This window comes from Clostridia bacterium (genome assembly GCA_017405765.1).
Taxonomy (GTDB): domain Bacteria; phylum Bacillota; class Clostridia; order Oscillospirales; family RGIG577; genus RGIG577.
Genome location: JAFQZS010000005.1, coordinates 23,357 through 39,377 on the forward strand (window position 1 = coordinate 23,357; position 16,021 = coordinate 39,377).

Sequence of the window (16,021 nt, forward strand, 5' to 3'; positions counted from 1 at the left end):
AGTAATTATTATGAGCAAACCTTTGGTAAACGTAGTAGGTCTGGGTTATATTGGCCTGCCTACTGCCATGATGATGGCGTCTCACGGCGTAAACGTGGTGGGCACCGATTTTAAAAAGAGCTTGGTAGACACTTTGAACAGCGGGAAAATGACCTTCCAGGAGGACGGTATAGACGAACTGTTTAAGAAGGCGCTTGCAAGCGGAATAAAGTTTTCAACGGAATATCAGAAGGCGGACGTATATATCATCTGTGTTGCAACGCCTTATGATAAGGACACAAAGCGCGTTGACGCATCGTTCGTTGTCGCTGCGGTAAAGAATGTGCTTGAGGTTTGCGACAAGGGTGCGATAGTCGTAGTTGAGTCCACCGTTCCGCCCGGAACAATGGACAAGTACGTTCGCCCCGTTTTAGACCTTTACGGCTTTATCGACGGACAGGACATTCACCTCGTACATGCTCCCGAGCGTATAATCCCGGGCAATATGGTCCGCGAGCTCGAGGACAACTCTCGTACGATAGGCGCGGACGATCCGGCAATAGGTGAAAAGGTTAAGGATATCTACAAATCGTTCTGTAAGGGAGATATCGAGGTCACCGATATCCGCACTGCAGAGATGACTAAGGTCGTTGAGAATACGTACAGAGATATAAACATCGCTTTCGCGAACGAGCTTTTGAAGATCTGCAGAAGCGACAATCTCGACGTATACGAGATAATCCGTATAGCGAACAAGCATCCGCGCGTTAATATCCTTTCGCCGGGCCCCGGCGTAGGCGGTCACTGCATCTCCGTTGACCCGTGGTTCCTCGTTGGCGATTATCCGGAGCTTGCAAACATGGTGCGTATGGCAAGACATACGAACGATGGCATGCCCGACTACGTTCTCGAGCGCGTATACGCGCTGCTTCGCGCGCATAAGCTCACGCCCGACCGCGTTGGCTTCTACGGTCTTACCTATAAAGAGGACGTTGACGACGTTAGAGACAGCCCGGCACTCCAGCTCGTTGAGCTTATGCATCAGCGTCTTGCGGGAACGCCGAAGTGCTTCGACCCCATGCTCGAAACCGAGATAATAGAAGGACAGTATCTCGATTTTGACAAGTTCTTAAAAGACATTGATGTGCTCGTTGTAATGGTAAGACACGCGCATCTTCAGAAAAATCTTGATAAGATAAAGGGCAAGATAATACTCGACACGAGAAAGTGCCCCTTTGATTTCCAGGAGAGCAACGTTGTTACCTTGCTTTAAGTATAGGCGATAGCTTAGGGCAGATGTAGAATTAAAAACTAAAAGGTGAGGAGGGACTGCTATGGCGGCCTTTTCTGCGCCGATAATAGAATTTTGCAGAAAAAACAAGCTGCTCAACACGCTTATGCAGTCCCTCTATTTATCGGTTTTAAAGCCCCCGTCATATTGGGAGAATAAAGCGCAGGGTCAAGAACCTGCAAGTTATCCGCCTGACGGACCGGTACATAAAATAAAAGCGGCGTTTGTATGCGATGAGATGACATGGATCGATCTGTCAGGTCAATGTGAATCCATATTTGTGCGCCCCGGATCATGGAAGCTTCAGTTTGAAGCTTTTCATCCAGATATATTCTTTTGTGAATCGGCATGGAGCGGAGTTGCTCCCTTCGACGGGTGCTGGCGAGGCAGAATATATAACAACCGAGAGGTGTTTTTTGAAAATCGCAGAATCCTGTTTGATATACTCGACTACTGCAGGCAAAAGGGGATACCTACGGTTTTTTGGAACAAAGAAGACCCTATAGGCGCGCTCGACACGCGATTTGACTTCGCCGATACTGCGCTGCACTTTGACCACATATTTACTACGGCGCAGGAGAGTGTGGACGAATACCGCAGACGCGGCGGCGAGAGCGTTCATGTTTTGCCTTTTATGGTAAACACGGCTGTATATTATCCCGATAACGAGATAAAAGACGACAATCGTGTGCTTTTTGCAGGCGCATGGTATGACGACTTGCCGAGGCGCTGCCGAGATACGCGCGCTTTGTTTGATTATGTGCTTTCTTTGGGCATGGATCTGGATATTTACGACAGGCATTCGGAAAGCGTAGAGGAACGATTTAAGTTTCCCGAAGAATACAGAGAGTATATACATAAGTCGATCCCGACAGACCGCGTTCCGGCTCTTATGCGTAAGTACAGTAAAGCGATAAACGTAAACACGATAACTGATTCAAAGACGATGTTTTCACGCCGCGCACTGCAGCTTGCGGCGTGCGGACTGAGTGTAATAAGCAATCCGTCGGAGGCTATGCAGCGCGCTCTGGGCGGGCGAAAAGTTACTGCACCGAACGGCGAATTTCTATTGTCTATTGAGGCAAATTCGGAGATGGTGCGAAGAGAGCACGCGGCTTCAAAAGCGTTTGACTATGTGTTAAACACGCTTTTGAAGGAGGGCGTTTCTATACCCGAGGAAGTGTATGCATAGTGGATATTATCCGAAAGTTATACAGATCTTTTAAGAAAACTATATACTGTGTACGAAGGTTTTTCGTGCTGAAAATGCGTGATGAAACGGAGTATGCGCGCCTTTTGGAGAATCGGGAAAACTTCCTGACAAGTAACGGCTCGCGTTTTTATGAGCGATCGACTTACAATATCGGTATCGTTGCCGACAGATTTATATACGACGGATATAAAGACACATGCACTCTTAGGTATCTCACTCCCGATTGGGACGAAAACGACCTTGCCGATTTAGACCTTTTGCTTATCGTTTCGTCATGGCAGGGGTTGTCAGGCGAGTGGAAAGGCGTTACTTGGGAAGGCTCGAAACAGATGGAGAGACTTGCCGAGCTTATGCGCGCCGCGAAAAACAGAAAAATACGAACGGCATTTTATTCAAAGGAAGATCCGCCGAATTTCAGTGTATTTTTGACATTTGCGAAGGAAGCGGAGATAATTTTCACGTCAGCAGAGGAATGCATTCCGAAATATAAAAAAGAATGCGGACACGATAATGTGCATCTGCTGAGATTTGCGGTGAATCCGCATCTTTACAATCCCATCGGGATGTATAATTCAGACAGGGACAGAGACACTGTGCTTTTTGCCGGTTCATGGATCAAAAAGTACCCGCAGCGTATGCGCGAACAGGATATGCTGTTTGGGCTTATAACAAAAAACGGACTGAAGCTGCACATTTTAGACAGAAATGACAACCGAGGCGAGCTTACATATGAATATCCGATGCGGTGGCAGAAATACGTTATGCCGGCGGTAAAATATGACGACTTGCCTTATATATATAAGCAGCATGGATGGATCCTGAACTTAAATTCGGTCTATGACAGCCGCACGATGTTTTCTATGCGCGCTTATGATGCGCTTGCATGCGGATGCCTTGTCCTTTCTAATCCAAGCGAGGGCATGGAGCTTACGCTTCCCGAAGTGCTTGTAGTAAGAAATGAAGATGATTTTCATATTGTGACCGCGATGAGCGAGGACGAAAAGGAGTCTTTGAGGCTTGCCGGCATATCGAGAGTCATGAATGGAAATACAACATACGATCGCATGGAGTATATACTTGAAAAATGCGGTCTGGACGTTAGTCCGACCAAGAGAACGGCTGCGGTGATCGCGCTCGGCAGCGATGAAGAGATAAAGCGCCTTAGAGAGCAGTTTGATGCGCAGACATATCCCGATAAAATTTTTCTTACTCTAAAAGAAATCACATCAAGAAGCGGTGGATATGACGCCTTTGCGTTTTGGGGCGGCGGCTTAAATTACGGGGCGTACTATCTTGAAGATATGATGAACGCCTTCAAGTACACGTTGTGTTCGTATGTGACGGTTAAAAACAGAGACGGCCATTCTTATACGGATACGGCGGAAGATATTTATAAAACAGTATTTTGGGGCGCATGTTTTTCTCCCGACGAAGCTCTGAAGCTGTCACGTCAGGGAGTACATGCCGAAGGCGGATATGTTGTGCCGATAAACTATATAAAAGATATATGAGTGAAATCAAATTATGGGATATTTTAAATTTTTAAAAGAATCTACGCTTGATATTTTCCGCAACATGCGGCGAATATGGTCGCTTGCGGTATTTGAATATAAAAGAGCCAATACCGATATGTTTTTGGGCGGGCTTTGGAAGTTTTTATCCCCGCTTTTGCAGATAGGCGTGTATTGGGTCGTTTTTGGAATAGGGTTGAGGAATAATTCCGATATGAACGGGTTCCCGTTTGTGCTTTGGCTCACCTGCGGCCTTACGCCGTGGCTTATGATGAATCAGGGCGTGAATACAGGCGCGGCGTCTGTCTTCAGAAAGGCGGGACTTCTTACAAAGTCGAATTTAAAAATGTCTATGATACCCGTAAGTTCGGTGCTGTCGGCGATCTTGAATCAGATATGGACGGTGCTTATTCTGTTTGCAATATTTCTCCTTACGGGAGGCAGGATCTGGTGGACGTGCCTTGACCTGATATACTACGTTGTGTTCATGTTCGTGTTCGTGTCTGCTCTTTCTCAGGTCACGGCGGCATTTGTTGTGCTTGCGCGTGATTTTCAGAAGGTAGTGCAGAATGCAATGCGATTTCTGTTTTTCTTAAGCCCTATATTTTGGGAGGCTAATCCCAATATGCCATATGTGTTCCAGGTTTTTGACAAACTCAATCCTTTCGCATATGTTATAAGAGGCTTCAGGAACGCCATGCTCTATCACGTGCCGTTTTGGCACGAGATGAAGCTCGTCTGCGCATTCTGGCTGGCCGCAATAATTCTTCATATGATCGGCATTGCGCTTCAGATGAGGCTTCGCAACAACGTATTGGATTACGTATAAGGATTATATTATGGACGAATATGTAATAACAGCAAAAAATATTGAAAAAGAATATAAAATATATAGTAAAAAATCGCAGAAGTATCTTGATTTTTTTCTGCCGAAATCCTTTGGCACATCATTTTATGCGCTTGACAACGTTTCCTTTAATGTAAAAAAAGGGGAGTCGCTTGCGCTTATCGGTCTAAACGGCAGCGGGAAAACGACGTTGGCAAATATACTTGCAGGTGCGGCGGAGGTGTCGGGCGGAGAGCTTGAGACAAAGGGCAAGGTATCTATGATAGCCGTAAACGCGGGCGTCGATCAGTTTCTTACCGGTATGGACAACATAGTCCAAAAGGGCCTCATGCTCGGCCTGGATCACAAACAGATACAGGAGCGCATACCCGAGATACTGGAATTTGCCGACCTGGGAGACTTTATCCATCAGCAGGTAAAGACATATTCGAGCGGTATGAGGGCAAGGCTCGGATTTGCCATTTCGATAAATATAGACCCCGATATAATGATAATAGACGAGGCGCTTTCCGTGGGCGACCCCACGTTTACTGAAAAATGTCTTGCGAAGATGAATGAATTCAGAAAAAACGGTAAGACGATAATATTTGTGAGCCATTCGATACCTCAGGTGCGAATGTTTTGCGATACGGCGCTGTGGCTTGAAGGAGGAAGAGTTAGAGAAGCGGGAAACTGCATGGACGTTACGTCGAAATATGTAAAGTTTGTACGCGATTTCAACTCGCTTGATAACGCCACGAGAAAAAAATACGTAAACAGCATTCGTGAGCGTCAGAGAAGAAAGGGCGACGGCGCGGTCGCAAAAGAGATACTCGAAAGCATGGAGGGCAAAGTCGAAGAAGGCGATATCACGGAGGCAAATCCCGAGGCTTACGTTGATATACCGGAATACGAGCTCGAGCTTGAGCATAAGGATAACGGAGAGCTCGTGATGCGGGCGGCGGGCGAACGCTGCGACAGCGTGCGCTTTGCCTGGTATATATATAAAAAAGGAGAGAAGAACCCGACAGTCAAAATGCCATACAAGTATGAACAGGAGAGCACATATACATTTGAAGAATCCGGAACATACAGGGCAAGGCTTTTCCTTTTGGCAAACGGCGAGATCAATATGATCACATCCGATTGGTTTGAGGTGGAGTTGTAAAGAAGGGTAATGTTTTCTTAATTAAAGAATACTGTCAACATTGAAAAAGTCTTATTAAACATACAATATTTTCTCATTATGTGTTAAGGAGAACGATATGTCTTATAACGAAAACGATACCATTAATAAAACGGAAGTCGAATCAGGCAATGAACGCAATATGCAGAGTATTTCTTCGGAAGAAAAAGAACTTGACACTTTAAGAAACGCCTACGCCGAGCTTTTAGATAAAATAAGCGCGCTTAACAACGAAAATTTGCGTATGCAGGCGCAGCTTAAAAAATCAGATGCACAGATGAGAAAACTGCTCGATGAGAACGGCCGTATTAAGAAGCGTCTGTCGCAGGAAAAGGCTGCTGCGGAAAAAAATCTGCGCCGCTATGAGCAGGTCAATGCAAAATATGAAGCGCTTGCGAACTCGAAGCTTGGCAGGCTTACCTTGAACCATTGGGCGAAGCAGTCAAAAAAGAAAGGCGCAGGCAAGGGGATAGCAGGACTTCCCGCAGTGGAGAAGTATTTTGATAAGCTGCCGACTGCGCAGGAGCTTGATCCGGAAATTGCTGCCTTGGATGAAGTTCCTGTAAGCGCGGACGACGCCAATATAGACAGAAATGCGCTTGAAACTTGGGTATATAAATATGATGAGGCGATAGAAGCACTGCCGGACAGCAACGGCATACGATATTACAATAAGGCGCAGTGCAGTATAGGAATTATTGCGGACGAGTTTTTTTACGAGTCCATAAGCGACGCGGCCGATTTCGTTTATGTTACGCCCGAAAACTATGAGAGCGTTATAGCGGGAAAAGAAATCGACGTCTTGCTTTTTGTATCTGCTTGGCGCGGGCTTAACAATGAGTGGACAGGCATGGCTCAGTTAAACTCCAATCGGCGCAGCGTTGCCCTTGACCTTATTGCAAAGTGTAAAGAAAACGCCATACCGACCATATTCTACTCAAAAGAGGATCCGCCAAACTACGAGCGGTTTATTGAATATGCAAAGCAGTGCGACTGTGTTTTCACGTCCGCATCGGAATGTATACCGTATTACAAAGAAGATTGCGGGCATGACAGAGTATATGAGCTTATGTTCGGTATAGATCCCGCCGTACATAATCCCATAGGATTCTATAAAGAAGAAAAAGATAAAACCGTGCTCTTTTCCGGTTCGTGGATGGAGAAGTATCCCAATAGATGCAGGGAGCTTTCTTTGATATTTAACGGTATACTGCGCTCGGATTATGACCTCCATATAGTTGACCGTAATTACGGCAATGAAAGGTATCAATATCCGCCGCAGTACAATCGCTATGCATCTCCCGCCGTAGATCATAAAAAACTTCAGAAGCTGCACAAGCAGTTTGACTGGGCCGTAAACATCAATTCCGTAACGGACAGCGAAACAATGTTCGCAAACCGCACGTTTGAGCTTCAGGCTGCGGGCGTACTTCTTTTATCAAATTACAGTGTCGGCGTAAACAATGTGCACCCGACGGTGTTCATGGCTCATGAATCGCTTGAAGTCGATAAGATACTGCAAGGATTTACGGATGAGGAGCGTTACGAACATCAGATCGCGGGCATACGCTCCGTTATGACAGGGCATACATGCTTTGACAGGATCGAGTCGTTATTGGCGCCTATAGGTATAGACGCCGCTCAACCCAAAAGAAAGATACTTGTAATTGCACAAACGCTTGACGACGGCGTTAAGGCGTCGTTTGAGCGTCAGACGTATGAGAACAAAACGCTTATGCTGCAGTCAGAAATAAACGGCGAAGTTTTATCGCAGTATGATATGGTAACATGGTTCGACGCCGGCGCATATTACGGAGAGTTTTATCTTGAGGATATGATAAACGCCTTTAAGTATACGGCCTGCGACTATATTACGAAGGACGCATATTTTAAGGACGATATATTGAATGCAGGCACAGAACATAATTATGTAAATAAAATGCGCAGTGCTTACCGCACCGTATTCTGGCGTGAAGCGTTCGATTCAGAATTTTTCTTAAGCGTACCCTCCGAGTGCGAGCTGCCAGGCGGATATTCTATAGACCGCTTTTCTTACCGCGAAGGCGCGCACGAGACGCCTGTCCGCGAAAAACCGTATCTTTTATCGGTGATAATTCCTGTATACAATAACGGCGCGCACCTTTACGGCAAGTGCTTTGCAAGCCTTAGACGCAGTTCGATGTTTGACGACATGGAGATAATAATGGTGGACGACGGCTCCACCGATGAGCGGACATTGAAAATTGAAACGTATCTTTCCGACCGATATGCGAATGTAAAAAGATATGCCTTTGAAGACGGCGGAAGCGGTTCGGCTTCCCGTCCCAGAAATAAAGGCGTTGAGCTTGCTTCGGCTGAGCATATCACTTTTTTGGACCCCGACAACGAGGCTATTGATGACGGTTACGCTCAGCTTTATACATATGTGTGTGATGAAAACCTTGACATAGCGTTCGGAAATATATATCGCTGCACAGAAAAAACGCAGTTGTTTAATTATTATTACAATATCGGCAGACGCGCGGGAACGACCTTCTTTGAGCATGGGCTTAAGGAATATATGGCTCGCACCGATTTTTATGCGGTCAGCATTCAGGCCATGATAATACGCCGTGAGATCATTATGAAAAACGGTTTTGAACAGGTGCCGGGCGCAGCCGGTCAGGATACGCTCTTCTGCTGGCAGCTTTTCTCTTGCGCAGACAGAATACGCGCTTTGGAGTTTCCAATACATATATACTATGCGCAGACGAGCGGTTCGGTAACCAATGCCGTAAGTACGAAGTTCTTTGATAAGCTTATGCTGCTTCAGCAGCCAAAGATAGACTGGTTAATAAGTGAGAATCTATTAGAAGATTATATGCGTACGCGTCACGATACATACGTTAAGGGTTGGATATTCCAGAAGCTGAGCCGTGCGAGAGAGGAAGAGCTGTGTACAAAGAAGGTCAAGGAAATACTGGATCTGTACGAACCGTATTATAAGCGGACAGATGAGCTTATAAATGAGTTTATTAAGGATTGCGAAGACGAAAAGTATAACGATGCATTTTCGCTTGTAAAAAAAGAATTTGCAGAAACCAAAAAACGTCCCATGCCTACGCTTGAGGAACTGACAGAACAGATAAAGGCAGATAAACAAAGGCAGAGCACGCCTAAACAGTTCGATATAAGATATACGATAAACGGCAGCAAGGTAAGCCTTACTAATTTAAGCAGATCGAAAAAAGGCGCACAATATGCGTGGTCGGTGTTGTTTGATACTAAAACGTATAAAAAAGTATACGTATCAAAATATACAAACAGTAATAATTTTAGTTATGATTTTTCTGATCTGTCGGAGGGCAAGTATAAAATCAGAGCGTTTATAATGCGCGGCGGCGATAAAATATCTGAGGATACATTGTATATTACGCTTACGCATGATAGAATAATATTCGTAAACAAGAATTTATCATTAGCTGTCGAAGAGTAATTCTGAGAGGAGACTAATATGGAAATAAAAAGTATAGATGCGTTCGACCTGTTTCATAACGGTACGATCGTATTAAAAACCAATACAGAAGAGCTTTCCGAGGGGTATGTTTTCGCATGGCGCGTGATAAACAAAAAGAACGACAAAACGGTATTTAAAAGCGGATATATTTCCGATCCGTTTATATCATGTAAAATCAAAGGTTTTGGCGATTATACGATAACGGCATATGTCCTTAATGAGAAAAACGGCGAAAAAATAAGCGCTGAGACGGAGTTTACGGCAGATAAAAATACGTCGTACGCTCTTACGAGCGGATACAGTGAGATAGCGGAGATAGAGCCGATCGCTGAACATATAAGCGGACCGTTCTGGCGCTTTTCTCCGGATAGTGAACCGCCAAAGGACGCTCAATTTGCATGGTACATATATAAAAAAGGCGATGTCGATCCTATGCATAAGCAGATGTTTACCGAGTTTCCCACATATGAATACAAATTTACACAGGAGGGAACGTACAGAGCAAAGCTGTTTATCAGCTTCAAAAAAGCAAAGCGCAGTGAGTTTTCGGATTGGTTTGACGTTGTGCTTTGATTTTGTTAGGAGTTAAGTATGAAGTATCCCGTTAAAAGGCTTTCCGTGGAAGAACTCAACAAAGAACCCTTTTGCCCGGAACAGCCTACCATTTACGAAATCATCTGGGGAAAAACAAAATATGAGCTTCTCGTAAACTATGTACCCAATTCGCGAAAAATGGCAGCTTTCGGTACGGGCACGGTCAACAGGAACAGAGGTCTGCCTGATTTTAAGCGCAACAGCTGGTACCCTGATATACCGGTCACCTCGATATGGTATGCCGACCCTACGCTTTACGAGGGGGAGTTGTCGCTTTACTGGTATTACGGCACCAACAAAAGATGGCATCTTAAGAATATTGCCTTCTTACTGGCTGCGATCGCAAAAAAGCATATGATCTCTTTGGAGGACTCTCTGTTTTTCGGTTCATCGGGCGGGGGCTACTCTTCGCTCGTGCTTGCGACATTGCTTCACGGCAAGGCTTATGTAATAAATCCGCAGATATTTTTGGAAAATTATTTTGAGGCTCATTATAAAAAGTTCCTTGCAGACGTATTGTCAAAGGGCGAGAAGCCGGCAGAAGAACGCATAAGTATTATTTCTCTTTTTAAGGCTGAGCGTTATATACCCAGAATACATTATGTACAGAACATGCAGTCCGTACATGATATACGTCTCCAGGTGACGCCGTTTCTTCGCGGAATATCCGAAGGAAATATGGACTGCAGCGATACTATAAGCATGGAGTTTTTCTATGCGGAGGGCGGTCATAACGCTATGCCCGACAAGGATCGTTCGCTTGTGCTGATAGCGCGCGGATTAGAGGATAAGGCAACGGGCGTTGCGATAAACGCCGACGAGGAAAAGCATCAAAAGCTCACCTTCTTTGAACGAGTAAGCTGCGCGGATTTTAAAAATACGGGCACATATCTTCTGTTTGACGAGCTTGATGAATTCGGCGCAGTCTATAAGGGCGCGAAAACTGAGATATCGTCGGGAAATCTGTGTTATGATCTTGCGATCCCGAAACGATCTGTGTCGGGATATACGTTTTCATATTATCTAATGGCAGACAAAGTAACGGCGGCCAAGCTTCCATATTCGGACAGCACAAAGGCGGAGTTTAAACTTCTGTCGCCGGGACGATACAAGATAAAATGCTTTGTGCTGAAAGATGACGCAAAGCTTTCATTCGTATCAGACGAGATAACAGTCAAATCAACTGACGTTTAAAAAGGAGTAGTTCTTTGGATTACGATATCAGAGAGTTAAATATAGAAGATATATATAAAGAGACGTTTAAACCAAAAAAGATCACGCTTTATAAAATAATATGGGACGGAGTGACTTATGATTTTCTAATAAATCATGTGTCGGGCTCCAAAGTCATGGCGGCGTTCGGCACGGGAACGATGTCGAACCGTGCCCTGAAGCTTCCGTTTTTTGCAAGGTTGAGCTGGTATCAGAGTATCCCAGTGACCTCGGTGTGGTACGCAGACCCCACGCTTTATGAGGGGAAGCTGAAGCTTTATTGGTATTACGGCACGAATAAAAAATGGTATCTTGAAAACATAGCCTTTCTTTTGTCCGTCATATCGAAAAATATGGGCGTTGATGTTGCCAAGTCGCTTTTTTTCGGCTCATCGGGCGGCGGATATTCTTCGCTCGTGCTTGCAACGATGCTGCGCGGCAAGGCTTATGTGATAAACCCGCAGATTTTTTTGTACAATTATAATGAGATACATTATAAACGTTTTGTGGCGGACAGGTGTCCCGAAGGAGAAAAACCGAAAGAAGAAAGAACGAATCTCTTAAAGCTGTGCGAGCGTGAGCGCTATATACCAAGAACATACTGCCTGCAGAATATACGCGACGTGCGTGACATTGATAAGCAAATAACGCCGTTTCTCTCTGAGATAGCCCATAACGCCTACGATTGCGGTGAGGCTGTTACAATGGACTTTTATTACGACGAAAAAGGCCACAACGGTATGCCTGACAAGGCGACGACGCTTGAATTTATTAAAAAAGGCCTCTTGGACAAAAGAAAAGGCAAGGAGCTCTTGCTTGAGAAAAGATCCGGCAATAGTCTTAGCTTTTTTGAGCGCATTTACGATCTCAACTTAAGAAGCGCTGATGCGCATATAACGTATGCTAACAAAACGAAGCCGCACGAGATCATGAAGGGCGTAAATATCGAGTGGCAGAAGGACGGAAGCCTTTTATGCACTGCCGAAACGTATACGCAGTCAGAGGATTATCTGTTTGCCTTTAATCTTATAAGCTCCAAAAACCGCATATACAAAAAAAGGGCATATTCTCCCGAAAAGTCGTGCCGGTTTGAAGGTATACCCGATGATACATATACATTGAATAGTTTTGTAAAATCCGGAGCCATCACCGAGATGGTAAAAGTCGTTATTCCCCCCAAAAAAACGGAGGTATAAACACGAACCGTTAACGGCGGTGATCTCAATTCCGCAGGACGAGCTGTTTTTTGAGAAACCGATAATCAATGGGTCTAAAATAAATATTGACAAGCAAAATGAAGAATACAGAGTATGAGTTTGTACCGTTTTCGGGTGAAGTTACTCAAAATAATTTCAAAGAAGAATTGAATAATGGCTTTTATATACCTCCTCAGTTCTATTTCAGCAGCAAAGAAATACCAAACACCGCAAAGAGCATTACGGAAGGCGTTTTGTTTGTCCATCGTGCTGTTTCGGGAGTTGAGTATGACCTTGAAACGTTCGACTGGAATTTATCGGTCTCAAAACAGGCGGAAACGTTTCAATTATATCTTCAGGCATTAACACCTGTTGCAGTGTTGGCAAGAGCATATGAGATGACCGGCAACAGGAGTTTTCTTGAGTTTGCAGAAAGAATGATCATAGAATGGTGGAAATATGCTTCTGATAAAAAGAGTTCAGATGAAAACCGCAGAGTTTGGACAGATCATTCCGTTGCGTTAAGAACGGAGATCCTTATGTATTTTGGTCGTGTGATCAAGACGGCCGGATATGGAAGTGACGAGCTATATTCTTCGCTTTATGATATACTCAATATTCAAGGTAAGTGGCTTTACGAAACGCCGGGTTATGCAAAGAATCATAATCACGGCATAATGCACGATAAAGGCTTGTTGTTTTTAAGCGTTCAACTTAAGAAAAAAGAATGGTACCTTAGAGCAAAGAACCGTATTTTAACCCAAGAGAAATGGGCGTTCGCCGCTGATAACGTACATAAAGAAAATTCTCCCGCTTATACCGGCGTGGCAAGAAATTGGTTCATAGATATCGGCACGTTTTTGTCAGAATGGGGAGATCCGGCCGGCGATAAGATACTCAAAGACATGGAAAGGGTGCAGGAATATATCGATTGGGCTACGAAGCCTAACGGTATAATAGCGCAGGTGGGCGATACCGGAAACATACCTGGCAAAAAATACGGTTATCCTGACAAAATGAAACGGCGATCGAAGGATATACACGCCATGTTTCCTGTAAGCGGCATATATTTCTATCGCTCAAATATCGATAGTGAAAGTATGCTTGATACATGGAAAACGATAAAGTCGGGATTCGTCAGAAAAACGCATAAGCATGCAGATGACGGTTCGTTTATTCTTTATTCAAAAGGATATGAAATTTTCGTTGACTGCGGCGTATACGGATATGCAAACGATGATTTCCGAAAATATATAATATCGGCAAAAGCGCATAATACGGTGATCGTAGACGATGAGTCATACGATATAGATGAAAAAAATGCAGAGCGCGCAGGTGTAGAGGGATGGGCGTTTTTTGAGGAATATGACCATATAAGAACGTTTAATAATATATATCCCGGAGTACAGATAAAAAGAGATTTTTGTTCAGCCGATGATCTGACGATCATATATGATTCTTTGGAATCCGAACAACAGCATACTTATTCGCAGCTGTTTCATTTGGGAGAAGATATATCCGTTTTGTCTTCCGATGACAGAGAAGTCGTGATGCAGATTGCCGACACGGATCACATCGTGCGTATAAGACAGCACGGTTCTCCCGTTAAGCTGTCAATATTGTGCGGCGATTTGAGCAAATCCGATTATGGCCTTATATCGAGAGGGATAAATCATTTAGACGTAATATCCACTCTGAAATTTGATATAAGCGGCACAAATGCAGAATTTATTACGTCAATAACAATAGAAGATACTAAAGGCAATATTAGATTGTATGATAAAACAGTTCCTGTTGATAGTCTCGTATATAAGTCCGAAGAACGCACGTTTGAGATAGATTCGCTGAGAATAAACTGCAAAGAGGAGCTTTTTTCGGCCGGTCAGATATCGAAACGAGTATCATATGGCAACGATAAAAGTGACGCCATATGCGGTTTTGTTTACGGATACGGTTATAAAGTCGTTGAAAATGAATTAAGGTTCTCCCTTGATCTAAAAGAAGATAAGCCAAAAGACGTTGAATTTGCCTATTATTTGCTCAGCGGAGGGAAAATACTAAGAAAAGCAGGATATTCAAAGTGCGAAAGTGTGGTATTCGACGAGATAAAGCGCGGCAATAGTTATCGAATCAAATATTTCATAAAAAGAAAAACAGAAAGAATGGCGTTTGTGTTAAAAGAAACTGAAGATTTTAATATATAATATTATCCTTATAGAACGATAAATGATCTGCGTGTTAAATTTGCAATACACTTTTTGAGCGGTAATTTTTTAAATGTATTGCATTTTATATACGGCATATTATATAATAAATATAATATCATTTGTCATTTTATATGCCAAATTGTATAACCTCATAAAAGAAAGGGTTATTTTCATGAAAAAAGTTATGCTTGTCTTCGGAACGCGTCCCGAAGCGATAAAGATGTGCCCCCTTGTAAATGAATTAAAAAAGAGACCTTCCATCGAGACTGTTGTCTGCGTAACGGGCCAGCACAGGCAGATGCTCGATCAGGTGCTCGATGCATTTAACGTCGTGCCTGATTATGACCTCTCGGTAATGAAGGAGCGTCAGACGCTTTTTGACGTTACCTCAAATATCCTGCTTAAGATAAAAGAGGTGCTTGAGGAGGTGAAGCCCGACGTTGTGCTCGTTCACGGCGATACGTCAACTACGTTCGTTACGGCGCTGGCGTGCTTCTATCTGCAGATACCTGTCGGACATGTAGAGGCGGGTCTTCGCACCCACAACATCTATTCGCCGTTCCCTGAGGAGTTCAACCGTCAGGCCGTGGGCATAATAAGCAAGTATAACTTTGCGCCGACCAAGGCGTCGAGGGACAACCTGTTAAGAGAAGGCAAGCCGGAGGACTCTATCTTCGTTACGGGCAATACGGCTATAGACGCGCTTAAAACTACCGTAAAAGAGGACTATACTCATCCGCAGCTTGAGTGGGCGAAGGGAAGCAGACTTATCTTGATCACAGCACATCGCCGCGAAAATCTGGGACAGCCTATGCGAAATATGTTCCGCGCTATCCGCAGAGTTTGCGACGAGCATCCCGATATAAAGGCGATATATCCGATACATATGAACCCTGTTGTACGCGAAACGGCTAATGAGGAATTGGGCGGCGACGAGCGCATTCGTATAATAGAGCCTCTTGACGTGCTTGATTTCCATAACTTTATGGCTAAGAGCTATCTCATCCTTACCGACTCGGGCGGCATACAGGAGGAGGCGCCCTCGCTTGGCAAGCCTGTGCTTGTTATGCGCGACACGACCGAGCGCCCTGAAGGAATACGCGCCGGTACGCTTCAGCTTGTCGGCACAGAGGAAGAGAACATATATCGCACGTTCAAATCACTTTTGGAAGAAGATCAGTTATACCGCGCCATGAGTACGGCAAGCAATCCGTACGGCGACGGACAGACGAGCCGCAGAATTGCAGATATCCTCGAAGGAAAACGAGAGAATATCACATTCGAAGGCTGATAAATAAAGGAGAAAGCAG

Annotated in this window: 11 protein-coding genes; all 11 read left to right on the forward strand. The window is 44.4% G+C overall.

The window, feature by feature from the left end; genetic code table 11:
• Positions 1-22 precede the first annotated feature (22 nt).
• Complete coding sequence (locus tag IJG50_01200; GenBank protein MBQ3378461.1) at positions 23-1,252, forward strand: nucleotide sugar dehydrogenase; 1,230 nt, start codon at positions 23-25, stop codon at positions 1,250-1,252.
• 61 nt (positions 1,253-1,313) lie between these two features.
• A complete protein-coding gene (locus IJG50_01205) occupies positions 1,314-2,462 on the forward strand; it encodes a hypothetical protein (protein MBQ3378462.1) in 1,149 nt (382 codons plus the stop codon).
• Positions 2,463-2,527: 65 nt separating this feature from the next.
• The gene (locus IJG50_01210) at positions 2,528-3,994 is read left to right on the forward strand and encodes a glycosyltransferase (protein ID MBQ3378463.1); all 1,467 of its coding nucleotides are present in this window, start codon (positions 2,528-2,530) and stop codon (positions 3,992-3,994) included.
• Positions 3,995-4,007: 13 nt separating this feature from the next.
• Positions 4,008-4,823 carry an ABC transporter permease gene (locus IJG50_01215; protein ID MBQ3378464.1) on the forward strand — a complete coding sequence of 272 codons (816 nt, stop codon included), beginning with the start codon at positions 4,008-4,010 and terminating at the stop codon, positions 4,821-4,823.
• Between the two features lie 10 nt (positions 4,824-4,833).
• The gene (locus tag IJG50_01220; protein ID MBQ3378465.1) at positions 4,834-5,988 is read left to right on the forward strand and encodes an ABC transporter ATP-binding protein; all 1,155 of its coding nucleotides are present in this window, start codon (positions 4,834-4,836) and stop codon (positions 5,986-5,988) included.
• A 97-nt stretch (positions 5,989-6,085) separates the two neighbouring features.
• Positions 6,086-9,481 carry a glycosyltransferase gene (locus tag IJG50_01225; protein MBQ3378466.1) on the forward strand — a complete coding sequence of 1,132 codons (3,396 nt, stop codon included), beginning with the start codon at positions 6,086-6,088 and terminating at the stop codon, positions 9,479-9,481.
• Positions 9,482-9,499: 18 nt separating this feature from the next.
• Positions 9,500-10,075 (forward strand): hypothetical protein, encoded by a 576-nt coding sequence (locus IJG50_01230; protein ID MBQ3378467.1) that lies wholly within the window; start codon positions 9,500-9,502, stop codon positions 10,073-10,075.
• A gap of 18 nt (positions 10,076-10,093) precedes the next feature.
• A complete protein-coding gene (locus IJG50_01235) occupies positions 10,094-11,290 on the forward strand; it encodes a hypothetical protein (protein ID MBQ3378468.1) in 1,197 nt (398 codons plus the stop codon).
• Between the two features lie 14 nt (positions 11,291-11,304).
• Complete coding sequence (locus IJG50_01240; protein ID MBQ3378469.1) at positions 11,305-12,504, forward strand: hypothetical protein; 1,200 nt, start codon at positions 11,305-11,307, stop codon at positions 12,502-12,504.
• A gap of 98 nt (positions 12,505-12,602) precedes the next feature.
• On the forward strand, positions 12,603-14,708 hold the full coding sequence (locus IJG50_01245) for a heparinase II/III-family protein (protein MBQ3378470.1): 2,106 nt from the start codon (positions 12,603-12,605) through the stop codon (positions 14,706-14,708).
• Positions 14,709-14,883: 175 nt separating this feature from the next.
• On the forward strand, positions 14,884-16,002 hold the full coding sequence (gene wecB / locus IJG50_01250) for a UDP-N-acetylglucosamine 2-epimerase (non-hydrolyzing) (protein MBQ3378471.1): 1,119 nt from the start codon (positions 14,884-14,886) through the stop codon (positions 16,000-16,002).
• Positions 16,003-16,021: the final 19 nt, after the last annotated feature.